This is a genomic window from Schauerella aestuarii (assembly GCF_009866805.1).
GTDB classification, from domain to species: Bacteria; Pseudomonadota; Gammaproteobacteria; order Burkholderiales; family Burkholderiaceae_B; genus Schauerella; species Schauerella aestuarii.
Window position 1 is genome coordinate 87,586 of record NZ_SIZW01000043.1, and the last position, 26,031, is coordinate 113,616.

At 58.6% G+C, this 26,031-nt stretch carries 24 protein-coding genes; 3 read left to right on the forward strand and 21 right to left on the reverse strand.

All coding sequences use genetic code 11. The features are described 5' to 3' along the window. Window positions 1–139: 139 nt before the first annotated feature. From EYW45_RS19865 to EYW45_RS19895, 7 genes are all read right to left on the reverse strand, one after another. Entirely contained in the window at window positions 140–1,972 is a 1,833-nt protein-coding gene (locus tag EYW45_RS19865) for a hypothetical protein (protein ID WP_161137208.1), read from the reverse strand. Beyond that, window positions 1,896–3,098, reverse strand: a complete 1,203-nt coding sequence (locus tag EYW45_RS19870) for a hypothetical protein (RefSeq protein WP_161137209.1) — start codon at window positions 3,096–3,098, stop codon at window positions 1,896–1,898. The genes EYW45_RS19865 and EYW45_RS19870 overlap by 77 nt, the downstream gene beginning before the upstream one ends. Window positions 3,099–3,572: 474 nt before the next feature. Further along, on the reverse strand, window positions 3,573–5,603 hold the full coding sequence (locus EYW45_RS19875) for a DUF3732 domain-containing protein (RefSeq protein ID WP_161137210.1): 2,031 nt from the start codon (window positions 5,601–5,603) through the stop codon (window positions 3,573–3,575). Next, complete coding sequence (locus EYW45_RS19880; protein WP_161137211.1) at window positions 5,600–6,082, reverse strand: three component ABC system middle component; 483 nt, start codon at window positions 6,080–6,082, stop codon at window positions 5,600–5,602. Before EYW45_RS19880 ends, EYW45_RS19875 begins: the two co-directional genes overlap by 4 nt. Next, window positions 6,079–7,308 carry an ABC-three component system protein gene (locus tag EYW45_RS19885; protein WP_161137212.1) on the reverse strand — a complete coding sequence of 410 codons (1,230 nt, stop codon included), beginning with the start codon at window positions 7,306–7,308 and terminating at the stop codon, window positions 6,079–6,081. Before EYW45_RS19885 ends, EYW45_RS19880 begins: the two co-directional genes overlap by 4 nt. 754 nt (window positions 7,309–8,062) lie before the next feature. After that, window positions 8,063–8,971, reverse strand: coding sequence for an NAD-dependent epimerase/dehydratase family protein (locus tag EYW45_RS19890; protein ID WP_161137213.1), 909 nt, complete (start codon window positions 8,969–8,971; stop codon window positions 8,063–8,065). Window positions 8,972–9,084: 113 nt separating this feature from the next. Then, the gene (locus EYW45_RS19895; RefSeq protein WP_202444881.1) at window positions 9,085–10,236 is read right to left on the reverse strand and encodes a LysR family transcriptional regulator; all 1,152 of its coding nucleotides are present in this window, start codon (window positions 10,234–10,236) and stop codon (window positions 9,085–9,087) included. Between the two features lie 123 nt (window positions 10,237–10,359). On the opposite strand from EYW45_RS19895, the gene EYW45_RS19900 reads away from it, so the two are divergent. Then, complete coding sequence (locus tag EYW45_RS19900; RefSeq protein WP_161137215.1) at window positions 10,360–11,250, forward strand: MBL fold metallo-hydrolase; 891 nt, start codon at window positions 10,360–10,362, stop codon at window positions 11,248–11,250. Between the two features lie 76 nt (window positions 11,251–11,326). On the opposite strand, the gene EYW45_RS19905 is transcribed toward EYW45_RS19900, so the two are convergent. From EYW45_RS19905 to EYW45_RS19920, 4 genes are all read right to left on the reverse strand, one after another. After that, on the reverse strand, window positions 11,327–11,983 hold the full coding sequence (locus EYW45_RS19905) for an SDR family oxidoreductase (protein ID WP_161137216.1): 657 nt from the start codon (window positions 11,981–11,983) through the stop codon (window positions 11,327–11,329). Window positions 11,984–12,182: 199 nt separating this feature from the next. Further along, the gene (locus tag EYW45_RS19910) at window positions 12,183–12,569 is read right to left on the reverse strand and encodes a nuclear transport factor 2 family protein (protein WP_161137217.1); all 387 of its coding nucleotides are present in this window, start codon (window positions 12,567–12,569) and stop codon (window positions 12,183–12,185) included. 92 nt (window positions 12,570–12,661) lie between these two features. After that, the gene (locus EYW45_RS19915) at window positions 12,662–13,792 is read right to left on the reverse strand and encodes an alkene reductase (RefSeq protein ID WP_161137218.1); all 1,131 of its coding nucleotides are present in this window, start codon (window positions 13,790–13,792) and stop codon (window positions 12,662–12,664) included. 208 nt (window positions 13,793–14,000) lie between these two features. Next, on the reverse strand, window positions 14,001–14,588 hold the full coding sequence (locus EYW45_RS19920; protein ID WP_407924942.1) for a TetR/AcrR family transcriptional regulator: 588 nt from the start codon (window positions 14,586–14,588) through the stop codon (window positions 14,001–14,003). Window positions 14,589–14,655: 67 nt separating this feature from the next. Between EYW45_RS19920 and EYW45_RS19925 the strand changes: the two genes are divergently transcribed. After that, entirely contained in the window at window positions 14,656–15,249 is a 594-nt protein-coding gene (locus EYW45_RS19925; protein WP_161137219.1) for a flavin reductase family protein, read from the forward strand. Window positions 15,250–15,453: 204 nt separating this feature from the next. Then, entirely contained in the window at window positions 15,454–16,593 is a 1,140-nt protein-coding gene (locus EYW45_RS19930; protein WP_161137220.1) for an NAD(P)/FAD-dependent oxidoreductase, read from the forward strand. A gap of 6 nt (window positions 16,594–16,599) precedes the next feature. On the opposite strand, the gene EYW45_RS19935 is transcribed toward EYW45_RS19930, so the two are convergent. The 10 genes from EYW45_RS19935 to EYW45_RS19980 form a co-directional block, all read right to left on the reverse strand. After that, a complete protein-coding gene (locus EYW45_RS19935; protein ID WP_161137221.1) occupies window positions 16,600–17,535 on the reverse strand; it encodes a LysR substrate-binding domain-containing protein in 936 nt (311 codons plus the stop codon). Between the two features lie 15 nt (window positions 17,536–17,550). After that, complete coding sequence (locus tag EYW45_RS19940) at window positions 17,551–17,907, reverse strand: RidA family protein (RefSeq protein WP_161137222.1); 357 nt, start codon at window positions 17,905–17,907, stop codon at window positions 17,551–17,553. Beyond that, window positions 17,904–19,319: an FAD/NAD(P)-dependent oxidoreductase gene (locus EYW45_RS19945; RefSeq protein ID WP_161137223.1), complete on the reverse strand. Its 1,416-nt coding sequence runs from the start codon at window positions 19,317–19,319 to the stop codon at window positions 17,904–17,906. Before EYW45_RS19945 ends, EYW45_RS19940 begins: the two co-directional genes overlap by 4 nt. Then, the gene (locus EYW45_RS19950) at window positions 19,312–19,644 is read right to left on the reverse strand and encodes a (2Fe-2S)-binding protein (RefSeq protein WP_161137224.1); all 333 of its coding nucleotides are present in this window, start codon (window positions 19,642–19,644) and stop codon (window positions 19,312–19,314) included. The genes EYW45_RS19945 and EYW45_RS19950 overlap by 8 nt, the downstream gene beginning before the upstream one ends. Beyond that, window positions 19,634–20,764, reverse strand: coding sequence for an NAD(P)/FAD-dependent oxidoreductase (locus EYW45_RS19955; protein WP_161137225.1), 1,131 nt, complete (start codon window positions 20,762–20,764; stop codon window positions 19,634–19,636). Before EYW45_RS19955 ends, EYW45_RS19950 begins: the two co-directional genes overlap by 11 nt. A gap of 2 nt (window positions 20,765–20,766) precedes the next feature. Further along, window positions 20,767–21,561, reverse strand: coding sequence for an ABC transporter permease (locus EYW45_RS19960; RefSeq protein ID WP_161137226.1), 795 nt, complete (start codon window positions 21,559–21,561; stop codon window positions 20,767–20,769). A gap of 10 nt (window positions 21,562–21,571) precedes the next feature. Then, on the reverse strand, window positions 21,572–22,459 hold the full coding sequence (locus EYW45_RS19965; RefSeq protein ID WP_161137983.1) for an ABC transporter permease: 888 nt from the start codon (window positions 22,457–22,459) through the stop codon (window positions 21,572–21,574). A gap of 10 nt (window positions 22,460–22,469) precedes the next feature. Next, window positions 22,470–23,537: an ABC transporter ATP-binding protein gene (locus EYW45_RS19970; protein WP_161137227.1), complete on the reverse strand. Its 1,068-nt coding sequence runs from the start codon at window positions 23,535–23,537 to the stop codon at window positions 22,470–22,472. A gap of 147 nt (window positions 23,538–23,684) precedes the next feature. Continuing rightward, complete coding sequence (locus EYW45_RS19975; protein WP_161137228.1) at window positions 23,685–24,722, reverse strand: ABC transporter substrate-binding protein; 1,038 nt, start codon at window positions 24,720–24,722, stop codon at window positions 23,685–23,687. Window positions 24,723–25,055: 333 nt separating this feature from the next. Further along, on the reverse strand, window positions 25,056–25,946 hold the full coding sequence (locus EYW45_RS19980) for a LysR family transcriptional regulator (protein WP_161137229.1): 891 nt from the start codon (window positions 25,944–25,946) through the stop codon (window positions 25,056–25,058). Window positions 25,947–26,031 lie beyond the last annotated feature (85 nt).

Here is a 26,031-nt window from a genome sequence, read left to right on the forward strand (position 1 = left end):
TGGGATACTTTGTTCAACGTGGTCTGACTTTTTCGCAGGTGAGGAAATAGGCGCTCCATTGATAATGTTCTTTGGCTAAAATTATCTATATCATGATGCTGATAATAAACCAGGCCTGACTCATTTGATCGCAAGAGCTTCAAAAATTGTGCGACGCTTGAGCAAGCTTCAGCGAAACGGACGATTGTGATGTGGGAGGTTGTGGCATGCCTGTCGTGTGAGCGGAATAAAGATGCTCAACAATCAAAAACAAGCAGTATGTCAGTTTGGGCCAGCAATCAGCGCTGACCTCTATTGATGGATCATCTTCGGAATTTCCTTGATGCACATTGGAGTTGCGAATCGAATAAATCAAATTTGCAAATTTAATCATAACCGCATTATCTGTGCGCTCTTCAAATCGACCACTCAACGACTTAATATCTAACGGATCATGAGCCGCTAAAACGGTCCTAGGCACAATTTCGAACAATTTAACGATGGACGCCCTTTCTTTATATCTCCAAGAGAGCTGATCCTGAAGCTTTAAATACAGCTCGTATTCTGCATATTCACCGCCGAAGGCCTCCTTAACTCCGTACATCCAACCAAAATAGTAGAGTCCCTCGATCACTCTATATATCTCAATAAACGAGTGCTTCCAATGACTCGCGGAAAGGGACAAGTATATGTTTTCGTATGGCGCGTTCGGAAGCTCCATTATACGTTTAGAGACATCAATTATCTCGACAGGAACGAAAGGTGATCGCGCAGTTTTAAATTTGGCCGCCAAATGGCAAAGAACTGCAAATGGCGATGAGACGGATGCTTGAGTGAGTTCGAATACACGAACATTCTCATACACCGACGTTGCATCTTCCACCGTACAAGAAAATGTATCCTTGACGTCAAGTAGATTATCAATTTCTTCTGGGTGAGACAGGAATTCCCGCGCAACATCAAGGTATTGCCCATGCGTGAATACGAAAGACAAGAAATGCGCAGCGTCAAAATCTACTTCATTGATCCCTATCTCTGTTAAAGCACTTAGAACAGGTCCAATTTCAAAATCATAGAAGTTTCTTAGCGATAGCGCCAAGAAATGGGTGCCCTCCCGCGTAAATTTAAAACAGATTCCTCCACCTGGACCAAATATCAACTCGTCTTTGCTCGGCGAAATACTCACTAGAGCTTTGCCCAGCAACTCCGGCATTGTCAAAATCACGGTCGCCTGATGGACTTTTTTATCAGTGGCGATAGCAATTGGGCCAACGACAGCGCGACAAAGTTGTCGCAGATCAAGCACTTCAATGCTAGGCGTAGCGCTCTTGATGCGATCAATCCCATACGCGGGGCTATCAGTGGAAAATTCTATGCAATGGTGCCCACCCACCTGCCACGTCAGCAAATCTATAAAGTTTGCGAAAGATGTAGTTTCTTCGATTCTCCATGCAAAGAAAGAGCCATGGAAACTGACCGTTTCATCAAAATTTATTATGGAACTATTATTCTCTATGTATATGCGCGCTTTAACGTCAGCCTTCGTAACGCTCTGCAGCAATGGAATATCAAGCTCCTTAACCAAAAAGAAGAAGAACGCATCGACATAATTGCAGGTCACCACTTCGCGCTCTTTGCAATACTCTTTCATCTTCTGCGTCAAGGCGTCGCTGCGATCCAATCGATATAGAACAACGTAACGGTCGTTATTTGCGCGCAGAGGAACCAATATGCCACTATTACCTATAACAACCGGGCGGTCAGCATCAAAACTTAGGTGTGCAAGCAAACCGACCGCTTCAATTCGATCTGCTGACACTTCAGAGGTAACAAGTTTAGTATTTGATTCTGAAAATGCTAGTCGAGATAGCTTGCTCGTAGCAGCAGATATGTAGGAATCCCATTGAATACGCATATCAATATGCGTACCAGCAAGCTTTGAAATTTTGAAGAGCCTGCCCATCTTCAAAAAGAGCACCGAAAGCTTTTTCAAAATATTCTCGTTCGAAACGTCCAACCTGAGATGCTGCCACTCGATGTGCCGTGACCCTCTCCTCCAAGTCCTCAAGACAGAGCACTTCCTCTTTCTCATTCGGTGTTTTGGCATTCTGAATCGAATCAATCAGAAGCTCAAGATTGGTTTTTACTAATTCAAATTTTTTAGGTACTGCATCCCAATCGGTTTCTGTGCCAGGCTTGCCGAAGAGATATATTGCAAGCGCTGAGACGAAGCCCGCTTTTGGAGGGAATGCTCGGAAAACCTCTTTGCCGCTTGAGTACCGTTTCAACGTTTCACTAAGAACTGACTCTGCCTCGAAAGTGGAGAAAGCAAAGTTCAATTTACTAAGAAGCAAAATAGCTTCACTGAAGTACCGCATCACATCGACATGCGACGAAGACTCAATCATATCCAATCGGACAAAGTCCTGTGCGACGCGATCTTTAAGGTTAAGTTCCCGCTTTCTCGAAGAAAAGATTAGAAGCAGTTCTACGACGTCTTCAGATTCGTATTCGCTGGCTGAAAGTCTTGATCGACGTCCGGAGTCTTTCGACAGAAATTTGATTGTGCCTGCAACTGTAGCCTCCACCTTTTCTAAAAGAGGTCTATAAATAGCCTCGAGCTGTCGAGCGATATCCCACGGAACCTGTCCCGTATTTAATACCAGCATTCTGTATATCAAATTGTTAGCGCTATCCGAGATCCAAAATTCGACACGCAAATCACTTACGCCAGCGAAACCAGATGCTCGCGAGGCCTCTAATATAGCGGTAGTTCGCTGCATACCATCAATGATCGATAACCTCGAAAGATCTACGCTTTCAACTAAGGCAAGCATATTCTCCCTATCATTTAGTCCGCTGGTGTGCGAACCGTAATCATCCGAGTCGACCAGAACCCCGACCACCAAAGGTGGCAATGAGGCGCCTTTCGATATATCCGCTACCATCCTTTCACGAATTATTTTTGCCGTTTTTGTTTTAAGCGCCGCGCGTTGACCTGGGAGTCCACCTTGCTCATCCTCGTAAATTCTTTCCACAAGCTTTATGTAGCTCTCAGCCGGCATATCAATTATTACTGAAGTACATCCATTTTCAGACTGAGCAATTTTATGAAACATCTTTAGCATCCGTATTTGAGTGAATATTATTTCAGCGCAACTATTAATGAACACAACAAAGGATCTTTCTGCATCTACAAAGGCGTTCGCTGGCAGCTTGATTTTAGGGGAAGGCAAGATTTAGGCGTTCAAAATATTTAACCCCCTCGACTCAATCGCCGTGAGTGCCACACATGCGTACGCCGGAGCATGGGGAAAAAGGCTTGAGAAGACGTACTTGATCGCCCCTTATTTTCCTAGATGTTTCTGATTAGCTCCTGTACGCCTAAACCTGCCTAACCGAGGGGTTAGTGATCGCGAACGCTCTATTAGCATAGAAGCAATCAGCGCGGCTGCTGTCGACGCAGTATTGATTGTTTATTCCATATAGCTAATTTTTAAGTATGCGAAATAGCGAGTGCAGGCATTCAATTGCATCGCAGCGAATCCCCAAAGACACTTGTTGAATGCCGGATCGTCTTTATCCGATGTTGCTTAGAGCCGCCTGCGCTTCCAGTCACGGGGAATCAACCCTCTGCCAGATGCCCGCGTCCAACGCTCCTTTGTCGCCGCTACATAGCGCTGGTCTTGCGGGAAGTATGCGTGCTCCAACAGGAGTACTTGAAGGTCGCTGCGCGCCGCAACCTCCTTGAAAAGGAAGTCAATGTGCTGGCGCATCGCCAAGTGATCCTCATCATCGTTTCCTATGGCGATTTCGTCGGGGCGCTCTTGATCCGCGCTGACGTCAAGCTCTTCATTGTCTTCATAGTCTCCGTCGTCCTCGTCGCGCATCTTCTCTACCTGGTTCGGGAAGTACGGTCGACTCAGTTGATCGATCACGATTACACCGGGAACTGGTCGGCGTTCCTTCTCAAAGTGCCTCTGTAGTCCAAAGGCCAGCGCCACATGGACGGCAAGCCAGTTTTGGTCGGAACCAAGGTCGGCCATTGAAAGAACTGCACTTTCGGGACCGGCCTCGATGACGTTCACCTGGGGCTCTCGTGCCGAAAAGACTAGCTCCGCCTCGACGCAAGGCTCGACCTTGGGAAGATTAGAGAATGCCTCAGAGGCGAACCTCGAAACTTCTTCCTCGGCCCGGCGCATGCGAATTCTTCGGTTGTCTGCGTCCACGAAGCTCTCAAGTTCGGCAATTTCCGCTTGTTGCCTTGCCAGGTTTTTTGCGGGTCGGAGGAGTTGGTCTTCGATCGTCTCCAAGAAGTAGGACGCCTTGCCTCGGAAGTAGGCATGCATTTGGGCGAGATCAGTGAAATGCTTAGCCTCTGAGATTTGACTCAGAATGGAGACAATACCTGCATCGATCTCCCTGAGCAGGCCGCTCAGGTCCTCCGCGCGTTGGCTCAATTGCTCGGTCGCCGCTTCGATTTGTGGCCGTAGTCTCCCGACCGCACTTGTCTCAGAACGAATGGTCTCCAGCGAACGCTTCATCGCAAGTGCGACCTGAGCGCCGGTCTCTGTGTGGGATTCGCAAACCGGGCAGGTGGTCGGAACTTCAAGCAGTTGGAGATGCTCGGCGATGCGTAGCTTATCGTGCTGGCTGGTGACCGCTGATTCGTAGTCCCGCGACTCCTGCGCAGTCACGGACATTGCTCGCAGCTTCCGCTTGGTTTGATTCAACTCCATCAAAGTCGTTTGGCGTTGATCTTGCAGCCTATCGAGTTGGTCAACGTTCGGGTATTGCAGCGCATGCTTGGATGGAGAAATGGCGGCACGTAGCATATCGAGGAGGAACGTCTCGTCTGCCGCACCTGGTGTGCCTTCGACTAGGCCAAGCTGCTGCGCCTCGTTCAGCAGTACCCGAGATCGCTGCTTGATAAGGCTGTCCTTCGTAAGACGGGCCTCTTCGCGCAAGATGTCAATTTCCAAGACTCTGCGAGCTTGTCGCAGGCGTCTTTCTGCTGCCGCCGTCGACTCCGTCACGACACCCAAGAAATATGGCATCGTAGAAATGATGAGAGGGGCCTTGCGATTGTCATCAAGCCCGTGCAGCAGCACCGTCTCGCTATCGATTACCTCCTTGGTGACAAAGATATATGGTGTGAACTGGCGAACTGTTGGTCTATATCGTGATTCCCGTTCAGGCAACGCGTTATCTGCTGTCGATTCTCCATCGATTCCGAATACCTGACCCAGTCTGGCCTTACTGGCTTCAACTGTTCCTCGGCCTTCGAATTGTTCGACGGTGCGTGGGGTACTCAGGTTGCGGCCGGTCGTCACAAACATATAGGCATTTGGCGCCTTTCCGACGAGAGGAACCTGGCGGCACGAGATCATCTCGTCCTGCCCTTTGACCCACTTTACCCCTACAGCCACGCAGCGCCGGCGGACGTAGACGGGCAACTGACACTTGGAGGAACCCAGGCAATAGTCCAGCGCCTTGATGACCGCAGACTTGCCCGTGCCCGAAGCCCCAGTGATGACGTTCACGCGGCCGGGGTCCAAGTCGATGATACGGAATGCTCCTTCTTCACCGATAAAAAAGATGCTTGCGATGTTCCACCGCGTCATACCGAAACTCCTAGTGCTTCCAGAACTGCTCTGGGGGAACCCATTGCGGCGGCCCAAGTGCCAAACAGCCGGGCGCGTTTGAGGACTGGGCCCGCAACGCTGCCCGTCACCGATGCGGGGAATTTCTTCAAGGAGGATTGCAGATCGCCATCTCGGGTCAGACGCAGGGTTCCTGCCACGCAGCCGAACCTGATTGCAGCCGTGGTGATCTCCAGCGTCAAGTTGACCTTCTTGGCGAGCTCGGTCATCACTTTCGGATTTCGATTCAGCCAGACGACAAGGCCGGTGTCTTTGTTGCAGTTCTGAAACGTGGGAGCTAGGTCCTCTGAGATTGCGATGGGCATTACCAGGTAGATCAGCGCAGCCGATGGAGGTTGCTCAGCCGGTTGCGCCTGTTGATAGGCAAGGCAAAACTGGGCGAACACGACGCAGCAAAAGGCGGGGTTGGTCTCCGCGAAAACGTCACGGGCGATCGTCATGTCTTTTTCTCGGTGAGCAGTAATCTGTAGTCGGGGTGCCAGCCGACCTCCTCTTCCACGGCCAGGACTTGGTAGCTTCCTCGTACGTAGTAGGACGTGTTCCAGTTACGCGCGAAAGGTGGTATTTGTGCGTGTGCCTGGTTGTACGACCATCTGAATATCTCCAGACCAGAGGCACGCTTTGCTTCCTCCGTAGCGGTAACATGCGTCTCCACCACCACGCGGTGTTTGTCCCCCCAAGCCTCGACGAGGAGTCGGTCGTAGAGGTGGACGCGCACTGCCATGTCTACACGCTCACTAATCCATTTGTGGCGCTGAGACCGAGCTCGCCACTCCTCGCGCTCCGCCGCTTGCATCTCTACTTTGGTTGCTCCCACTAAATGAAGTTGCTGAGAGATCATGGAGGGAGGGGTGTGGTCCCCAGGCGGCGTGACGAACTGAAAGTCGGCGAGGAGATCGTCGCGCTCTAACTCCGATGCAATCTCCGCTACCTTCTGCTGAACCTCAAGCATCGAAATGGCCCGATCTCTCTTGTCGCAAAACGAGTAGATGACTTGAAGATCCCACCATTCCATAAGCTTTTCGGTGATGGCCTTTCGCCGGTCCGGAGGAAAGTTCTTCAGCTCCTTCGCTATATCCTCCGGGATCTCATTGATATTACTGACTTCGGATTGAACCGTGATTCTGGAAAGGAACTTCGCCCGAACGATGTCGCTGAGCTTTAGATACGCAGCGCAGCTGGAGACGCGGTCCGCGTGCGGAAGAGGTTGTTTCCCCACCAGCTTACCCGCCTGATGTTCGTTTACGACTCGCTGGGCCTCGTCTTGGAGAAGAATTAGAAGGCACGTGCGAGACGACAGATCGTCTAGAAGGACTGTGAGCGGGCTGCCTATGGGAAGTGGGGCCACTGTCACAAGTTGAAAACGGGTGTCGTCCAATTTCACAACTGGGAATACATCTATCCACGCTTTCAGCGTCTTCCATAGGGCAGCGGAACTAAGTGTCACGGGCGCCGGTTTTTTGCTCAGGGAGTGCTTAAGCTGAGATAGAAGTGATTGCCCATTCGTGAAAATCTCCACGTCATCGAGACGCTCGAGACACACGGCAGCGTCATCATGGGATGCTCTGACTAAGGACAGAAGTCCGTACAGCGATTGGTAATAGAATCCCAACGCCGCATTGACGGCGGAGTGACCTCCATCGTCGGCGTATGCTGCAGAACTCAAATTGCTCCTCCTATTCCCCTGCTCTGCACTGCGGCAGTCCGTCATGCTCTGTGACCGTAATGGTCGGCCCAAGCGCTAAGTGCTACAAATTGTAGCAACATCTTGGCTGCACCGCCACCGTGTCTTAATTGGCATCCCAGTTGGAGGGCATGCAAGGGTCTGAATGGCAGTCTTGGAAATAGCTAGGAAACGGATATCTGGCCGATGATGGCGTGCAAGGGTATTGGAAGTCTTCGCTGCGGTGGTGGATATCGAACAATGAGAGGCTCGGTTCGATGGTAAGTTGTTTTCGATGCGAATCGCATGGGCTCGTGTGTCGCCGTAAAGCTTATGCCGTGGCTGCCTCAGTAATTTCTCACATCTACAGTGCTCTATGCCCGCAGTCAGCCTGAATTAGTCGGTCAGGCAGGTGCTGCGACGGGCAGTTCGTGGCCTAAATCAGCCGATCGCGAATGATTATGCAGACCAGCGATTCTTCCCTCGGTTCGAGGCGGGCGACTCGATCTTTTTCGCTTCGATCTTCCACCGCATGCGTAAAGTCGTTCGGCAGATGGCAAAAAGTTGGCGTGACCTCGCCTTAAGCGAGGTGGCTTAGGGGTATGAAGTAGATACTTGAAAGTCGCGTCTTGTTTGCCGCGCCGCGCCACGACTACGACTGCCTAAACGTCCTCGACTAAGAAGCCCTACACGACTTCGTCGCTTGGATATCTTCGCATGGTCGCCGCACTACCAATCCGATTCAGTGGTCAGGCATCTACGCAGAAGCCAGCGGCATCTCATTCTCGATCCACGCTGTGATCGAAGTGTGCGTGGGTTTCCAGCCCAGTTGCGATCGCGCATGCTTTGCGCGCACGCGGCTGTTCGAGCCAAACGAATACTGCGCATGACCGCGGCCCCATTCGACGGCGGCTTCGTCGACCGTCCACGACTGTACGGGTCCCAAGTTCAACCGACGCGCGATCGCGGCGCCAATCTCGGCATACGAGGCTTCGCCGTTTTCAACAAAATAGAAGCTGCCGGCGGGGGCGTTTTTAAACGCCAATAAGTACAGGGCAACCACGTCGTCGATGTGTACATTCGACCAGCGGTTGATGCCTTGGCCCACCACACGCACCACGCCGTTCTTGCGCGCCTGATTTACCAATGGCGGGATTTGCACGCTATCCGGATGCAGGCCGCGCCCGGTGCCGTAGATCATGGTGTTGCACAACACGATCGAGCGGATGCCTTGGCTGGCGGCAGCGCGCACGCGTTCGTCGATGGCGTGACGCGGGGCTTTTTTGGGTTCGACGATCAGGGGTGTGTCTTCGTCGAAGATGTTGGGCGAGAGTGCATTGCCGCCTACGTCGTCGCCGATCACGCTCGATCCGCTGGTGTGGATCAGCGGGCGGCCGGTGCCTTGCAGGCCTTCGATAAAGGCATCGATGGCGCCGAGGTGATCGCTGTCGGCGGCGTTGATCACGCCTTCGGAGGCGCGTGCCTCGCGCGTGAGCAGATCGCTATCGTCGAGCGTGCCAAGCACGGGCTCGATGCCCATGGCCTTCAACTGTTCGGACTTGCTCTCCGATCGCACGAGGCCGCGAACGGCATAGCCCGCGTCGATAAAGTGGCGGGCAAGCGAGCCGCCGATGAAGCCTGAAGCGCCGGTAATGAAGATGGCCATGATCGATGTCCTTTGTGTGTTTGCACTGTGAGGCGTTCAGTATGGCCATCGCGAGGGTTGAGAAACACCCGTCGCCGGGTCAAAGACTCTTGATCTGAGCGCAACAGTCGCGCTTACTTCTTGCGCGAGGCTGAACGGGATGTCGATCGCGTAACTGGTTTCGCACTCGGTTCCACTCTTCGCTTCGCGGTCGAATTCTCACTCAAACTTCCAATTGAAATGGCACCAGCATCAGCAATGGCACCGAGACCGGCGAGGGCGTCGGCACCGGCGCTCGCACCACTTGCTTTCGCACCTGCAACCGAACGTGCGCTCGACCTCGCGTTGATCAGCGTCTCAGCAGCTCTCCGCCCATCAGCCACTGGGGCATCGCCCTCATCAGTAAGATCCCAAGGCGCATCGCTCTGACCAAATTGCTCGGCAAGATGATCCAGCATCAATCGCAATAACGGCGGCTGATGTTGGCGCGACAAGTACATCGCATGAATATCCAATGCCTCTGGCTCGTACTCCGGCAGCACGCGAACCAGTCGATGCTCGCGCAGGTCTGCACTCACTAGATACGTCGGCAGCAGGGCTATTCCCGCACCACGCAGCGCCGCCTGTCGTGCCACGGTGGATTCGTTGGTCTGCAGCGCACCATGAAACGGTACCTTGATCATCTGCTTCTGCCGCGACAGCCGAAGTTCATTGCGTCCCACATACGCATGGCTGATGCAGCGGTGCTGTTCGAGCGACGCGGGATCGGTCGGTACGCCGTGCGCACGCAAGTACTCCGGCGACGTGCACAGCACCGATCGGCATACACCTAAACGACGCGCAACCAAGGCGCTGTCTGGCGCGTTGCCGATGCGTACGGCCAGGTCGATGCGCTCTTCAACGAGATTGACGGAACGTTCCTGCGCCAATAGCTCGATCTCGACCTTGGAGTGCCGATCCAAGAATATGCCGACCACGTCAGCCAGGAACGCCTGCGCGAACGAGACGCTGGTGGCGATGCGCAATTTGCCGCGTGGCGCGGCTTGTCGCACGCCGGCGATTGCCTGCACATCCTCAGTAAGTGCAAGCACATCGCGGCAGCGTTGCAGGGCTTCGTTGCCGGCGTCGGTAAGGCTCACGCGGCGCGTCGTGCGATGCAGGAGCCGCACGCCGAGCCACTGCTCCAGGCTTTCGAGGTTGCGCGACACCATGGCGCGCGACATGTCGAGCACACGTGCGGCATCGGTGAGGCTGCTGCGTTCGGCGATTTCCACGAACACCTGCATGGCAGTAAGGCGATCCACGATTAGCTCGATCTGGTAGATAAAGATTCAACAATTCTACTGTTTATCTACTGCTGTGGCTCTAATAAAGTGGCGTCACTTCATCCTTACATCAAAGGTCTCGCCATGAATATTCGCTCCGCCACCCTTGCCAGCTTGATCGCTCCCTTTGCCCTGACGCTGGGTGCGCTGCCGCAGGACGCGCTCGCCCAAACGTCGCCGCTCAGCCTGCAGGTCTACAACGCCGACGCCGGCAGTTTTCATGTGAATGCGGTGCTGGTGTCGGGCAAGACGGATGCTGTGCTGCTGGATACCGGTTTCACCCGCGCCGATGCGCTGCGTATCGTGGCCATGGTGCTGGATAGCAAGAAAACGCTGAAGACGATCTACATCAGCCAGCCCGATCCGGACTACTACTTCGGCATCGAAGTCCTGAAGCAGTATTTCCCCGACGCGAAGGTGGTCACCACCGCGCCCACGTTGAAGAAGATCGAGGCCACGATGGCCACGAAGCTTCAGGTGTGGGGGCCGCGCATGGGTGCGAATGCACCGAAGTCGGTACCGCTGCCCGAGGTGCTGCAGGGCAACACCATCATGCTCGAAGGCGAGAAGCTTGAGATCAAAGGCTTGAACGATAGCCAGCCGCACCGCAGCTATGTGTGGATTCCGTCGCTGAAGGCGATCGCGGGCGGTGTGAATGTGTACGGCAATCTGCACCTGTGGACGGCCGACGCGCAAAGCGTGCAGGAGCGCGCCGACTGGAACAAGAAACTTGCCGGCATGGCGGCGCTGTCGCCAGTGACGGTGATTGCCGGTCACAGTTTGCCGGGTGTGGCGCGCGATGCGTCGCAGATTACGTGGAGCCAGGCTTACCTCACGCGCTACGACGTCGAGTTGCCGAAGGCGGCCAACAGCGCCGCGCTTATCGACGCCATGAAGGCCGCCTATCCGGACGCCGGCTTGATGGTGGCATTGGAGATTGGCGCAAAGGTGAATAAGGGCGAAATGAAATGGTGACGCCTGTGATCGGCAGATCGAACCTGCAGATCATCGGTGACCATTACGCGGCGTCGGCGTGGGAGGCGTTTGATGACTAACCCCGCTGCAGCCGATCGACTGCGTTCGCTATCGGCGTCTCACCTTCTGTGAGTTCAATGATGATGCGATTGACCGTTGGCTGATCTATTACCTCGGCCAGGAACGCAGCCACATCGTCGCGCGGCACATTGCCATAGGGGATGGCAACGTCGGCGCGCACGTGGCCCGTGCCTGGCTCGTCCGAAAGCGTGCCCGGGCGCACGATTACCCAGTCCAGATCGGTGTCGACGAGATACACATCGGCGCGTTTCTTGACCGCCATGTAGTTCTCGAATCCTTCCGATGGCGTCTTGCCTCGGCCGGCGTCGGGAAATGCCGACACGAGCAGGAAGCGTTTGATGCCGGCCAATTGCGCGGCATCCACGGTTGTTTCCAACCCACGTCCATCGATCGCATTGGTGACGTCCATGCCCGCGCCGCCTGCCCCGGCGGTGAAGACAACGGCTTTGCTGCCCGCCATGAGTTGGGCCAACGCCGGGGCATCGAGTGCCGTCAGGTCGCCCGCGACGGGCGTGGCACCCAGGTCCTTCAGGGTATCGGCCTGTTCGGGCTTGCGGTGTAGCGCCCGGGGCTCATGACCTCGATTGGCCAGACGCTCGACCAGGCGGCGGCCGATGTTGCCGGCAGCGCCGACGATAAAAACACTGCTCATGATGACTCCTTACGTTGTCTATATCGATCGCCTGCTCGCTCGGCAAGAAACCGGCCCGAGCAAGACGCCAGTCAGTTGTCGGATTGACGAGAGACGATGGCGATCGTTGATCGGACGGATGTAAGACTACGGCGATTCTTCATCGGCCCGATAAAAGACCTTAGCGACCACTGATCGAACTGGTGAGAGACCTTAGCGATCACTGATCGAACTGGTGAAAGACCTTGGCGATCACTTGCCAGTCGCCGTCGATATTGAGCAGGGCGAGGTAATCGTTGTAGTCGGCGCCGATCGCATCTTTTTCCATGTCCACACGCACGACGGCGGTGGTGGGCGTGATCGCGAGCACGTCGAGCCGTGTGGCGATATCGGGTGCGGCACCATGCTGTTCGACGAAGTCGTACAGATTCTGAATAGGACCGCCCATCAACTTGCCGTTTGTGAAGCCATACATGACGGCATCATTGTGAAAAGCGCTTGCGACTCCTTCGCGGTTACCGGTGCGCAGTCCCTCAACGTAACGGCTGGCCGCTGCGATAACGGCGTCATAGTCTTTGGTGGCCACTGCTTTGATGTTTTTCGTCATGGTGTTTCCTTTAAAAGTGAGCGCACGGCGTGCGCCCTGTAGATTGAGCAAAGCGCATGGCTAGGCTCTGGCGATTGACCTGCGCCAGCGCGCTACTGCGACGCGTGGTTACTGTGATCTGCACGCGGCCAGTCGGTGTAGCCCTTGGCGCCGCCACCGTAGTACGCTTCGCGCGGCGCGACGGCGAGCACGTGACCGTCGCGAAGCCGTTCGACCAGATCGGGGTTGGCGATAAACGGTCGTCCGAATGCGACGGCATCGATCCTGTGTGCGGCACGGCGTGCGATGGCCAGGTTCAGGTCGTAGGCGTTGTTGCCGATATACGCGCCTGTGAACAGATCGCGCAGGGCGTCGAGATCGATGCCGGCGGGCACGTCGCGCGCCGCCGCTGTGGCGCCTTCGACCATGTGCAAATAGGCCAAGCCGTACTTGTTGAGTTGCGTGATCAGCGCGCCATAGGTGGCCATGACGTCGCTGTCGACCGGCGTATTGCCGGCGTCTGGCGTGGTGGGTGACAGCCGGATGCCCACACGTGTGCTGCCCCAAACAGCCACGACCGCTTCGACCACCTCGCGCACCAATCGCGTGCGTTTGATGATCGAGCCGCCATAGGCGTCGTCGCGGGTGTTGGTCGAGTCGCGCAGGAACTGATCCAGCAGATAGCTATTGGCTGCATGAACTTCGACGCCATCGAAGCCCGCGCGCTTGGCGCATTCGGCCGCGTGCCGATACTGTTCGACGATGCCGGGGATTTCGGCGGTCTCGAGCGCGCGCGGCATGGAGACGTCGACCATGCCGTGTGCGGTGTAGGTTTGGCCCTCGGCCTTGATGGCTGTGGGGGCAACGGGCGCTGCGCCGTCAGGCTGAAGACTCACATGCGAGAAACGGCCTACGTGCCAAAGTTGGCAAACGATGCGACCGCCGGCGGCATGCACGGCATCCGTCACGTTTTTCCAGCCGTCCACCTGAGCGTCGGTCCAGATGCCGGGCGTCATGTCGTAGCCGCGGCCTTGTGCGGAGATATTGGTGGCCTCGGCGATGATGAGGCCGGCACTGGCGCGTTGCGCGTAGTAGGTGGCAAGCAGGGCAGTTGGCACCCCGTCGGCACCGACGCGGCTGCGCGTGAGCGGCGCCATCACGATGCGATTCGCGAGGTGCAATGCGCCCAGATTGATTGGGGAGAAGAGGTCGGTTTGTTGGGGTTGATGAGTTGCTTGAACCACGGATTTGTCCTCTTAGTAGACCAGTCGTCTAGATTTTGTTCGAGGGCGTTTGTACTGATGACGCCAACGATAAATGGGGTTGAAACTCGAAGCGGCTAGACAACAAGCGGCTAAGACATCAGGCGGCTAAGGCGTGAAGCGTTTCAAACTTGAGACGCCCTTAACGCTTAAAGCGCTCACGCCTTCATCCGATGAAAACTACAGCCCATCAATGCGCGAGCAAGCGCCGCGTGGTGCCGAGCGCATTTGCAAAAGGCACTTCGCTTTTGCCAAGTTTGGCCATCAACGACGCGCCGAGCCATATCTGATACAGCGATTCGCCGAGTTCACGCGCATCGGCCGTCGACTTGATCGAGCCATCGGATTGGCCTTCGGCGACGGTACTGGCGATGCGCTTTACGATGGCCTGAGTGCCGGTGTCGAGCACGGCCCGCATGTCTTCGGAAAGATCGCAAACTTCCGAGCCCAGCTTCACCACCAGGCATTTGCCTTCGAGCACATCGGTGCCTTGGGTGCGCGCCCAATATTGAAAATAGCCAACAATCCGTTCGGCACCCGTGCCATCTGCCGCCATCAGCGCATCCACACGCGTCAGGTACTCGGAGAAGTAGGCGTGCAGCAGAGCTTCGCCGAATTCCTCTTTCGAGCGGAAGTAGTGATAGAACGAACCCTTTGGTACGCCGGCCTGGCTCAACAGCTCGCCCAAGCCGACGGCGGTGTAGCCTTTGACGGTCATGAGCGATCTGGCCACATCAAGGATGTGCTGGCGCGTGTCTGCAGCGGGTTTCTTCATCATGTCCGAGAATATAGCAGTAGAATAGACCAGTCGTCTAGTAATCCATTTGTCTTGAGGAGCACCGCCCATGCAAAGCCGATTTGAGCCTGTCGCCCTGGCGCACGCCTGCCGTCTGATCAATCACGGGCCCACCGTGCTCGTCACCAGCCGGCATGGTGAGAAGCGCAACATCATGGCGGCCGCCTGGTCGATGCCGGTGGAGTTCAGCCCGCCGCGCATTGCGATCGTGATCGACAAGGCGACGTTTTCGCGCGAACTGATCGCGGCCAGTGGGCACTTTGGCGTGTGCATCCCTGCTGCGTCGTTTGTGCAGGAAACGTATGCGGTGGGAAGTGTGTCCGGTCGCGAGGGCGACAAGTTCGAGCGATTCGGGATCGCGTCGTTCGACGGGCCGGTGCTCGGCGTGCCGTTGATCGAAGACGGCGCCGCCGCATGGATGGAATGCCGCCTGATTCCCGAAGCCCACACCGAGGACGCGTACGACACCTGCTTCGCCGAAGTGGTCAATGCGGCGGCCGATCCGTTGGCGTTCAATGGCGGACACTGGCAATTCTCGGACGCCAATGCGGCATTGCACACGCTGCATCATCTGGGCGCCGGCAATTTCGTGGTGGCGGGGAAGGTGATCAGTGCGGCCAAACCGGCGTCGCTCGACGTTTGATGAGCCTTTCTGATCGCACTGCTGGCCGTATGGAATAGCGGGCCGCACAGCCTTCGTGGTTGTCGTGGCCAGCTGGTCATGCACACCCCGTAAGTCGTGCTGATCAGCGACCATACATTTTCCACATGCGTCCCGCGCATATTGGCATTGGCTCGGCGCGCGCGCCTTGGGTAGAGTGAAACTCTCTTCTTTGGGAATCGCGCCATGTCGCATACCGACTACGACGTCGCCATCATTGGCGCGGGCATTCATGGCTGCTCCACGGCCTATCATCTGGCCAAGCGCGGCGCGCGCGTGGTGGTGATCGAGGCCGATTATCCCGGCCGGCATGCGTCGGGCGTGAACGCGGGCGGCGTACGCACGCTGGGCCGGCCAATCCAGGAAATGCCGCTCACGCTGGCGTCGAGTGCGCTATGGCATGAACTGTCGCAAACCTTTGGGCGCGACCTGGGCTTTTACACCGGCGGCCAGATCAAGGTTGCAGAAAGCGAAGCCGATATCGCCACTTTGCAAAAGCGCGTGGCGCTGCTTGCATCGCACGGTTACCACCACGAAGTGCTGATCGACTCGGCCACCACCCGCGAGATCTTGCCTGCGGTATCACCGCACGTGACGGGCGCCGTGTGGGTGGAATCCGACGGCTTTGCAGTGCCGTATCGCTCGGTGACGGCGTTTCGCCGCGAGGCGCAGAAATTAGGCGCCACGTTCATCGAAAACTGGCGCGTGTCGAGCATGGCGCAACAGGGCAGCAAATGGGTCGTGGGCGTGCCCCAAGGCACGGTAGGCGCCGAATACATGGTGATGACGGCCGGTGCCTGGTCTGGGCGGCTTGCGCACGATCTGGGCGAGACGATACCTGTGGAGCCTGGCGGCCTGATGCTGATGGTGACGCAACGCTTGCCGCATTTCGTGGACCCCGTGGTCGGTGCAACCTCGCGCGGGCTGTCGTTCAAGCAGTACGACAACGGCACGGTGGTGATTGGCGGCGAATTGCATTGCGAGGTGGACATCGACGCCGCGCATGCGGAGCTCGACTTTTCACGACTGGCCAATAGCGCACGGATCGTGACGGATCTCTTTCCGTTTTTGAAGAATGTGTCGCTCAATCGGGCGTGGTCGGGTGTGGAAGGGTTCACCCCAGACAAGCTGCCGGTGATCGGCTACAGCACCACCTTGCCAAAGCTGGTGTATGCCTGCGGGTTTTCGGCGAGCGGCTTTCAGTTGGGGCCGGCGTCGGGACGGGCCGTATCCGAGCTGGTGCTGGACGGCGCGAGCAAGGTGCCGATCGAGGGGCTGTCGCCAGCGCGATTCGGGCAGGATACCTGGCGCACGAAGGCCGCTTGAGCCGCGTTATTTCTGCGAACCCGGCGCCCGCTTGCCGCGCGCCAATCCGTGCCCATCTTCAGCCAGCACCGTTCGCACGGCATCTGAAAACGTGCGCGCCAGCACGCCGGTGGGGCGATGACTGGGCGTGAGCATGATGATCGGAAAACCGATCGACGGCGTAAAGGGTTTGACGACGATGTTCAGGTGCAGGAAGTCGCGCACGGTGATCGGGTTGACCACACTCACGCCTTGGGCGTGTGCCACCATGCTGCAGATCGACGACAGCAAATCGGCTTCAAGCGTGAGCTGACGCGACACGCGCTTGCTTTCGAAGGCGGCATCGATGCGCTCGCGCATCCCGTCATGATGCGAGAGTGAGATAAAGCTTTCGCCAGCAAGATCGGTGGCCTTGATCGTCTTGGCGTTCGCCAGCCGGTGATCTGCAGGCAACACGCACACGCCACGCGGATCGGCGACCTTCTCGGCAATGACGGCATTCTGCGCGTTCACGCCCGCGTAGACTGCCAGCCCGATATCGCACAGCTGCGAAGCCACCAGATGCTCGATCGAGGCCGAATTATTGGTGCGAATAGACAGCGTGACGCCCGGGCAGTGCTTGGTGAACTCAGTCACGACGCGAGAGAGAAAGCTCACGCTCAACGCGGGGGCGGTGGCCACGCGTAGTCGTCCGGCACCGAAACGTTTGATGTTGTGCGCGGTATCCCTGAGGGTCTTGAGCCCGAGGTAATAGCGCTCCACCTCTTTGAAGAAAGCGATCGCTTCGTCAGTGGGGGTGAGTTTGTTGCCGGCTCGTTCGAACAGCTTCATATCGAGCTGATATTCGAGATGCGCGATGAGCCGGCTCACATTGGGCTGCGTGGTATGAATATCCCGCGCCGCCACGGTCATCGAGCCGGACAGCATGACTGCCCGGAACGCCTCGATTTCCTTGGGGTTCATGATCCGCTTGTGCGATCAGGCCGCTTTGGCGGTCACGATGATTTCGACGAGCAGATCGTTGCGGGCCAATTTCGATTCGCCGGTGGCGCGCACGGGCTGGGTGCCTTCGGCCAGCCACTTGTCCCACACTTCATTCATGCCGGCGAAGTCGCGTTCGATGTCTTTCAGCCAGATCTGCGCCGAGATCAGACGGGTTTTGTCTACGCCTGCCTTGCCCAGATATTCTTCGATCTTGGCGAGCACTTGGGCGGTCTGGCCCTTGATGTCTTGCGTGGCATCGCCGGCCGTAAGTCCACCCACGTAAACGATGCCGCCGGTGATGACCACTCGGCTCATACGTGCGTTGGATTCGATGCGGGTGATGTCTGTCATGGTTGAACTCCAGGTGTTGCGGTTGGAAAATCTTCGCGCGTGGCGGCAAGTTCCGCCAGCGTGATGGGTTTGATCGGGGGCCGAATGCGATAGTATCCGACCTCGGCAGGCGATACACCCCGTGCCTGGGCAATCACCTCGGTCACGGTCAGCCCGCACAGGCGGCCCTGGCAGGGTCCCATGCCGCAGCGGCCAAAGGATTTGGTCTGATTGGGGCCGGCACAGCCGATGTCGACATAGCTGCGAATCGCGCCGGCGGTGACTTCTTCGCACCGGCACACGAGCACGTCGTCGGCCGGCATGCGATTGGCGTCCTTGGGACGATACAACGCATCCAGAAACGGCCGGATGCGCAAGTTCTTGTCGACAGCCGCCAACAAGGGAGCGGCAAGCCGGGCGCCTTCCTGTGGCGTCACGATGCCCATATCCATCGCGACCGCCAATCCGGCAAGTTCACCTTGGAGTCCGGCGACCGTTGCGCCGCCGATGCCGCGGCCGTCGCCGGCGATCAATACGCGTTCGATGCCGCTCAGTCGACCATAGCGGTCGGCATCGGGACGCCAGCACAATTGCGCGGTATCCCACGTATGTGCGGCCCGCAGCGACCAGGTGAATTGCGTATTGGGCACCACGCCCTGGTGCAACAGCACCAGATTCGTTTCCAGCCGATGCGTGCGGCCCCCCGCCCTGAAGGTAAGGGCCTGTGCCGCCTGATCGCCCACGACCGCCAGGTCCGACGCGCCTTTGTAGAACGGCACGCCAGCGCGCTTGATGGTGTTGATCAGGCCCAAGCCTTTCTTGAGGTAGGGCCAGGCGGCCAGCGCCGCGGGCAGATGGGGCAGGGCGCGACGGTAGTCGTCGTTCGTGGTGGTGTCGACGATGGCCTGGATTTTCTGGCCGGCGCGCACGTACTGCCAGGCGAGCAGATAGAGCAGCGGACCGCAGCCGGCCAACACCGCCGGTTGCTGAGGCACGGCATCGGCGCTTTTGAGCATGATCTGCGCGGCACCGGCCGTCATCACGCCGGGCAAGGTCCAGCCCGGAATGGGGAAGGGGCGTTCCATGGCGCCGCTGCACAGCACCACATGTTTGCCGCGAATGCTGTGCGAGACGCCGTTTTCGAGGTAGTTGACGATGCCGTCACGGTTGACCTGCCACACCGCCGCACGTGTGATGTGGCGCGCGCCTGAAGCGGCAAACAACTGCGCCTGGGGCTTGCCCGCGGCGTAGTCCGTGCCCAGCCGATCGAGCCGTGCCGCCGGCGCTTGCATGATGCCGCGCCAGATCTGGCCGCCGGGCGCACTTTGTTCGTCCAGCAACACCACGCTTGCACCGTGCCGCGCGGCGGTGGCCGCGGCGGCCATGCCGGCGGGACCCGCACCGATCACAATCACATCCACCGATTCACTCATGATGCAACGCCTCCTGGGGCGCCAGGGCGGCATAGCCTTCCTGGCTGCGAATCGACATCCCGTCGCGTACGGGGATGAGACAGCTCTGACGATTGGGCACGCCGTCGATCTCGACTAAGCACTCGAAGCACACCCCCATCATGCAGTAGGGGGCGCGCGGCTTGCCGCTTACGGGCGAGGCCCGCAAGCGCGATTCGCCGCTGGACAGCAGCGCGGCGGCCACGGTGAGGCCGGCGCCCACGCGTTTTTCGGTGCCGTTGAATTGAATGCGTACGCTAGGCGCCGCATCGGGTTGGGGCAGAACGGTAAACAGCTCAATGGCCATGGTGAAACTCTCGGGTGGGATCCAGGAAACGGGCGCCGGAAAACGTATCGAGCTTGTCGGGTTTGGGGCCGCCGGCAATCCAGGGTGCGAGCCGCATCGCGTGCGCAGCCGCGAGCGTGACGCCGCTGTGGCAGGTGGCGACGAAAGCGCCCGGATGCGTGGTCGACGCGTCGTAAATGGGATAGCCATCGGGCGACATCACGCGCAGCGCGGCCCAGCTGCGAATCACATTCAAGCCCGACAACTGCGGAAAGCAGACCATGGCGCGCTGGGCGATGCGGGCCAGCACTTCGGTGCGGGTGGTGTCGTCCAGACCCATATCTTCCAGCGAGTCGCCGATCTGGATGGTGCCCTCGTCGGTTTGACGCACGTAGATCGTGGGATGGGTGAGGAAGGGCTGTACGCGCTCGCCCACCAGCACTTGTCCCTGATTGGGCGCCACCGGCGCATGCAGGCCCACCTGCTCGGCGAGTGCCTTGTTGCCTAGTCCTGCCGTGAGCAGAATGCGCGGCGCGCACCAGGTGTCGCCACCCGAGCTTACGGAAAAGGCTTTCCCGTCGTGCTCGATCTTGTCGACGCGGCGTTCGACGTGATACATCGCGCCGCTCGTGTCGCATGCCCGGTGCAGGGCATGAAACAGCTTGAGCGGATTGACGTGGCCGTCCATCGGCGTATAGCTCGCGCCGTAGACGTTGGGTCCAACCGCCGGCAAACGCGCGTGCAATGCCGCTTGCGGCAGCATCTCGTAGCGGTAGTCCTCGCCGACTGCGTCGCGCAGCGATTGCAGACGTTGCTCGCGCTCCTCGAATTCAGCTTGCGTGAGGCAGAAGTGAAAGCCGCCATCCTGCTTGAGTTCGACGTCCACGCCGGTTTCTTTCAACAGATCCGCGGCCAGCGCCGGCCAGAGCTTGGACGACCCCAGCGACCAGCGCGCGTATTGCGGCGTGCCGTAGCCTTTGCCTTGCACCCACACCAGGCCGAAGTTGCCGCGCGAGGCGCGGAAGGCCACGTCGCCTTCGTCCAGCAACGCCACTTTCAGGCCTTGCCGCAGGAGCCCGTACGCACAGGCGGAGCCGACCAGACCGCCGCCCAGAATAATGATGTCGCTCGTATGTTGCATGCTTACCCTTTACCCACCAGCACGCGGTCCAGTCCCACCAGCCGATCCATCACGACCATCACGATGAGCGTGGCGACGATGAGGACGGTGGAAACCGAGGCGACCAGCGGATCGATACTTTGAGAGATGTAGCTGTACATGGCCACAGGCAACGTGGTGGTGCCTGGCGTGGCCACGAAAATCGTCATGGTGACTTCATCGAAGCTCTGGATGAACGCCAGCATCCAGCCGCCGGCCACACCCGGCACGATGAGCGGCAGGACGATGCGGCGAAACACGGTGCCCGGGCCTGCACCTAACGAACGTGCGGCGAGTTCGGCGTCGCGGTTCATGCCGATGGCCGACGCCAGCGTCAACCGCAGGGCATAGGGGAACACGACGATCACGTGCGTCATCGAGAGCCAGCCGAACGAACCGCTCAACCCCGCAAGATTGAAGAAGCGCAGGAAGGCGATGCCCATCACCACGTGCGGGATCATCAGTGGCGACAAGAAGAACGCCATCAACGTGCTGCGCCCCGGAAAGCGATAGCGCGCCAACGCCAGCGCCGCAGGCACCGCCAGAATGATGGCGACCGTGGCGGCAACGAAGGCCAGCCATGACGACATCAGAAACGCATTGATGAACTGGCGCTGCTCGAGAATGGCTTCGAACCAGCGCAGCGACAAGCCGTCGGTGGGCAGGGAGATATAGCCGCGCGACGTAAACGAGACGGCGATCACCACCACCAGTGGCGCGAGAATGAACGCGATGAAAAACGCGTGATAGGTCAGGCCAAGCCAGCCGTTCTTTTTCATGATGCGCTCCTCAGCTCTCGAAGACTTGCGCGTAACGGCGCTCGATGTAGCGATTGCTGCCCAGGATCACGGCCAGCATGCCCACGAGCAGCAGCACGGCGATGGCGGCGCCCAACGGCCAGTTCAGCGTGCCGGTGAATTCGTCGTACGCGGCGGTCGCCACGACCTTCAAGCGCCGGCCGCCCAGGATCGCGGGGGTGGCAAATGCGGATGCGGACAAGGCAAAGACGATGATGCCGCCCGACAGGATGCCCGGCATGATCTGCGGCAGGATGATGCGGCGCATGACGGTGGCGTGGGAGCCGCCGAGCGACAGGCCGGCATGTTCGACCGAGCTATCGAGCTTCTGCAGGGACGCCCAGATCGAAATGATCATGAAGGGGATCAGCACATGCGTGAGCGCGATCGTCACGCCCGTCATGGTGTAGAGCATCTTCAACGGCGTTTGCGTGGCACCCAGCGTGATCAGGGCCGTGTTGATCAAGCCTTCGTTGCCCATCAGGATGGCCCAGCCCAGCGTGCGCACCATCACCGAGATCAGAAGTGGGGCGAGGATCACGATCAGGAAGATCGCGCGCCAGGGGCTGCGCATCCGCGAGAGGATCAAAGCCTCGGGCACGCCGAGCACGATCGACATCACGGTGACGGCCAGCGACATCAGCAGCGTGCGCAGAAAGATCTCGTGGTAATAGCTATCGGACAGCACCTCGATGTAGTTGGCGATGGTGTAGCCCTGGCCCACGCCGAGCGCGCTGTCGTAGACCGAGAACGACAGGATCGCCGTCAACCCGAGCGGCACCAGCAACAGGCCGACGAACAGCAGCAGTGCCGGGCTCGCCAGGTAGAACGGGCTGGGGTTGAAGCGGGGTCGTATGCCCGGTGCAACCGATGGCGACATCGCAGTGGAATCAGCCATGATTGGCCTCGTGCGCCAGGATGCGCATGTCGTCGTCCTGCCAACCCAGATGCACCGGTTCACCTTCCTGCGGCGGCGGCACCCCCACATTGGGCACGCTAATGCGCAGGCGTCCCAGATCGCCATCTACCTCGAGCGCCCAGTGGCTGCCGAGGAACATCCGTGCACTTACCGTGCTGGTCATGCGGCTTTCTTCGGGCGACACCAGACGAATTTTTTCGGGGCGCACGTAGATTTGCACGGCCTCCGGACAGGCACGGTTGTTGTGCGGAATCTTCATCGAAAGCGTGCCGGACTGCACTTCGCAACAGCGATCGTTGCGCACGGTGACGCGGCCGTCGATACGGTTGGTTTTGCCCAGAAAGCCCGACGCGAAGGCGGACTCGGGCTTTTCATAGGCATCGAACGGTGTGGAGACCTGCACGAGTTCGCCGCCGAACATCACGGCAATGCGGTCGCTCATCGTCATGGCTTCGACCTGATCGTGCGTGACCAGGATGGTGGTGATGCCCAGCGTTTTTTGAATGTTGCGCAATTCGACGTGCATCTCTTCGCGCAGCTTGGCATCGAGATTGGACATCGGCTCGTCGAGCAGCAGCACCTTGGGCCGAATGGCGAGGGCGCGCGCAATGGCGACCCGCTGGCGTTGGCCGCCAGAAAGATTGCGGGGATAGCGATCGCCCAGTCCGCCCAGGCGCACGAGCTCGAGCGTTTCGCCGATGCGGCGTTTGCGGTCGGCCGCGCCCATGCCCTGCATTTCCAGGCCGAAACTGATGTTCTCGGCCACGGTCATGTGGGGAAAGAGGGCATAGCTTTGAAAGACAATCCCCATGCCGCGCTTCTCGGGCGGCACGCGGGTCACGTCGCGTCCTTCGAGCAGGATGCGTCCGCGCGTGGGTTCGGTGAAGCCCGCAATCATCTGCAGCGTGGTCGTCTTGCCGCAGCCGGAGGGGCCCAGCAGGGAGACGAACTCGCCTTGTTCGACAGTGAGGCTGACGCTTTCGACGACGTTGATGTCGCCGTAGCGCTTGTTCAAACCGTCTAGTTGGAGATAAGTCATGGCGAGTCCTTTACGAGGCGACTGGCGTACATGGCATCGGGACGGCAGCACGCCGCCCCGGGCGCGATCAACCTGGGTTGATCAATCGGGGAGATCAACCGGTCGTGATCAACCAAGGTGATCGACCGGCGTGATCAACCGGGGTGATCACCGTTCAACGGTGCGGTTCCAGCGGGTGGTCCACTCGCTGCGCTTGGCATTGATCGTGGTCCAGTCCATCACCTGCATGTTCTTCACGGCTTCCGGGCCGTAAGGCACACGCTTGGCCACGTCTTCAGGCAGCTTGGTTTCGGTGTTGGTCGGACCCCAGCCTTCGCTTTGCGCGAGCAGTTCCTGCGTCTTGGGGCGCACCATGAACTTCAGGAATTTCTGCGCCAGCTCGGGCTCCGGACTCTTGTTGACCGCGCAGGCCGCGACCTGCAACGCTACTGCGCCTTCCTTGGGGTACACGAATTCCACCGGGAAGCCGGTGTTCTTCAAGGCTTGAACGCGGCCGCTGCCATGCGCGGCAAGAATGGTGCTGCCGTTCTGGAACATCTCCGCCAGCTTGCCCGGCGCGGGTTCCCACGCGACCACATTGGGGCCGGCTTCATCGACCATGGCCTTGAACCCGGGGTCGATATTCTTTTCGCTGCCGCCGCGCAACTTGGCAAACACCACGAGCGTGTGCAGCCCGTACGTATTGGTGATCGACGGAATCACCACCTTCTGCTTGAACTTGGGATCGACCAGCGCTTCCCAGGAGGTGGGCGCGGGCAGGCCCAGCTTCTTGAAGGCTTCGGTGTTGTAGGCCAGACCAGTGGCGACCAGGCCGACGCCGAGGGCCTTGCCGTCGATGTTGGCCATGTCGTAGAGGCCCTTGAAGGTATCGGCCTGGATGGGATCGCAGAAGCCCAGCTGCAGCGCCTGCCACATCGGACCGTCGTCCAGCACGGCCACGCCGATCTCGGGCTTGTTGCGCTGCGCCTGCATCTTGGCCAAGGTTTCGGTCGACGTACCGGTGACCTGCACCACCTTCACGCCGGGGTTCTCCGCCTCGAACTCAGGGAAGAGTTTTTCCTTCATCAGCTTCTCGGTCGAGCCGCCGTTGGCGGCGACATACAGCGTTTGTGCCGAGGCGGTGGCGGCGGCAGCGCAACAGAGGGCTGCGAGGGCGGTCGTGACGGCGTGGGTGCGAAGCTTCATGACGAGTATTCCCCTTGTGATGACGATATGTGAAATCGGCAATGGCATCCGGGCAAGGCCACGGTGCGAGACCATTCTGCGAGCCGTGCTCCATACGGGTCAAATGCGAAAAGGGGGGTTCCTCATGCCAATTTGGTATGCGTCGAATTGGTGCTTGCGCTTGAAGCGCCCGGCGCGGCCTGCTGGAACCCGCCGCCAAACCCCTGTCGTCATAGGTAAATCGGCGCTCGCACAGTGTGCGCAGAGGCCTCGGTTGCGCCGGCGCAGGCGCACGGCCTTGGCGCATGAAATGGCCTACCTATCGGAAACCCGAGGGTCGTTCCGTGCAGCGCATCAAACCGGTTTTTGCCGCTTGATCATGCCGATCAGGGTCTGGGCTGCAATGGACAGGCTGCGCCCGCGCGCCCACACGAGGTATACCGGCCGCTTCAGTCCGGCATCGCGCAGGCGAATGGAGACGAGCCCCGCGTTGTGAAAAGTGGGCAGGCTGAACTGCGGCATCACGCTCACGCCGAATCCATGGACGATCAGCCCGGCGAGGGTGGTGAAATGCTCGACCTCGATGCCGGTATCGCGAATCGGCACGGCGCGCAGCACCGGCATGAGCTGCTGCCACACACTGCCGCTGCGCACGGTATGGATGAAGTCCACCTGCGCCAGATCGGCCACGTTGAGCCGCTTGCGTGTGGCCAGCGGATGATCTTGCCGGCAGACGAGATAGAAGTTCTCTTGAAACAGCAGCGTGCTCTCGAATTCTCGATCGTTGCCTCGTTGGGCATTGAGCGCGAAGTCGGCCGAGCCCTCGCGCACGAGCGACAGGCAACGATCGGAATAGGTGTCGAACACGCTGACCTGCACGCCCGGATGCTCGCGCCGATAGGTGGCAATAATGGCGGGAAGCCAGTCGGAGAGATGGGAGGGGGGCGCTGCGAGGGCCACTTTGCCGCGGCGTTGCGCGGCGTGCTCACCGATGTTCTTGAATGCCGCGTCGATATCGAAGGCAAGCTGGCGGGCGCTGATCGAGAAAAGTTTGCCCTCGGCCGTGAGCGCCACCTGCCGCGTGCTGCGATCGAAGAGCCGGGCGCCCGCCTGCTGCTCGAGTTTGGCGATCGTTTGACTGAAGGCCGACTGCGACACATTGCACCGCTTGGCCGCCACCGTGAACTGCAAGCACTCTTCCAGCACCAGAAACGCGTGCAACGCTCGACCGCTGAAATTAATCATATTGGCTAATGAATTGTGCAGATAAATTAATTTTACAGAACGATAGGCGGTTCCGATAATAAAGCGACAACAACGGGAGACAACC

Coding starts and splice junctions, on each gene's coding strand:
- EYW45_RS19870 (WP_161137209.1), bottom strand. CDS start 3,098: ATGTTTCATAAAATTGCTCAGTCTGAAAATGGATGTACTTCAGTAATA.
- EYW45_RS19875 (WP_161137210.1), bottom strand. CDS start 5,603: ATGACGCGGTGGAACATCGCAAGCATCTTTTTTATCGGTGAAGAAGGA.
- EYW45_RS19880 (WP_161137211.1), bottom strand. CDS start 6,082: ATGACGATCGCCCGTGACGTTTTCGCGGAGACCAACCCCGCCTTTTGC.
- EYW45_RS19890 (WP_161137213.1), bottom strand. CDS start 8,971: ATGGCCATCTTCATTACCGGCGCTTCAGGCTTCATCGGCGGCTCGCTT.
- EYW45_RS19895 (WP_202444881.1), bottom strand. CDS start 10,236: ATGCAGGTGTTCGTGGAAATCGCCGAACGCAGCAGCCTCACCGATGCC.
- EYW45_RS19900 (WP_161137215.1), top strand. CDS start 10,360: ATGAATATTCGCTCCGCCACCCTTGCCAGCTTGATCGCTCCCTTTGCC.
- EYW45_RS19905 (WP_161137216.1), bottom strand. CDS start 11,983: ATGAGCAGTGTTTTTATCGTCGGCGCTGCCGGCAACATCGGCCGCCGC.
- EYW45_RS19910 (WP_161137217.1), bottom strand. CDS start 12,569: ATGACGAAAAACATCAAAGCAGTGGCCACCAAAGACTATGACGCCGTT.
- EYW45_RS19920 (WP_407924942.1), bottom strand. CDS start 14,588: ATGATGAAGAAACCCGCTGCAGACACGCGCCAGCACATCCTTGATGTG.
- EYW45_RS19925 (WP_161137219.1), top strand. CDS start 14,656: ATGCAAAGCCGATTTGAGCCTGTCGCCCTGGCGCACGCCTGCCGTCTG.
- EYW45_RS19930 (WP_161137220.1), top strand. CDS start 15,454: ATGTCGCATACCGACTACGACGTCGCCATCATTGGCGCGGGCATTCAT.
- EYW45_RS19935 (WP_161137221.1), bottom strand. CDS start 17,535: ATGAACCCCAAGGAAATCGAGGCGTTCCGGGCAGTCATGCTGTCCGGC.
- EYW45_RS19940 (WP_161137222.1), bottom strand. CDS start 17,907: ATGACAGACATCACCCGCATCGAATCCAACGCACGTATGAGCCGAGTG.
- EYW45_RS19945 (WP_161137223.1), bottom strand. CDS start 19,319: ATGAGTGAATCGGTGGATGTGATTGTGATCGGTGCGGGTCCCGCCGGC.
- EYW45_RS19950 (WP_161137224.1), bottom strand. CDS start 19,644: ATGGCCATTGAGCTGTTTACCGTTCTGCCCCAACCCGATGCGGCGCCT.
- EYW45_RS19955 (WP_161137225.1), bottom strand. CDS start 20,764: ATGCAACATACGAGCGACATCATTATTCTGGGCGGCGGTCTGGTCGGC.
- EYW45_RS19960 (WP_161137226.1), bottom strand. CDS start 21,561: ATGAAAAAGAACGGCTGGCTTGGCCTGACCTATCACGCGTTTTTCATC.
- EYW45_RS19965 (WP_161137983.1), bottom strand. CDS start 22,459: ATGTCGCCATCGGTTGCACCGGGCATACGACCCCGCTTCAACCCCAGC.
- EYW45_RS19970 (WP_161137227.1), bottom strand. CDS start 23,537: ATGACTTATCTCCAACTAGACGGTTTGAACAAGCGCTACGGCGACATC.
- EYW45_RS19975 (WP_161137228.1), bottom strand. CDS start 24,722: ATGAAGCTTCGCACCCACGCCGTCACGACCGCCCTCGCAGCCCTCTGT.
- EYW45_RS19980 (WP_161137229.1), bottom strand. CDS start 25,946: ATGATTAATTTCAGCGGTCGAGCGTTGCACGCGTTTCTGGTGCTGGAA.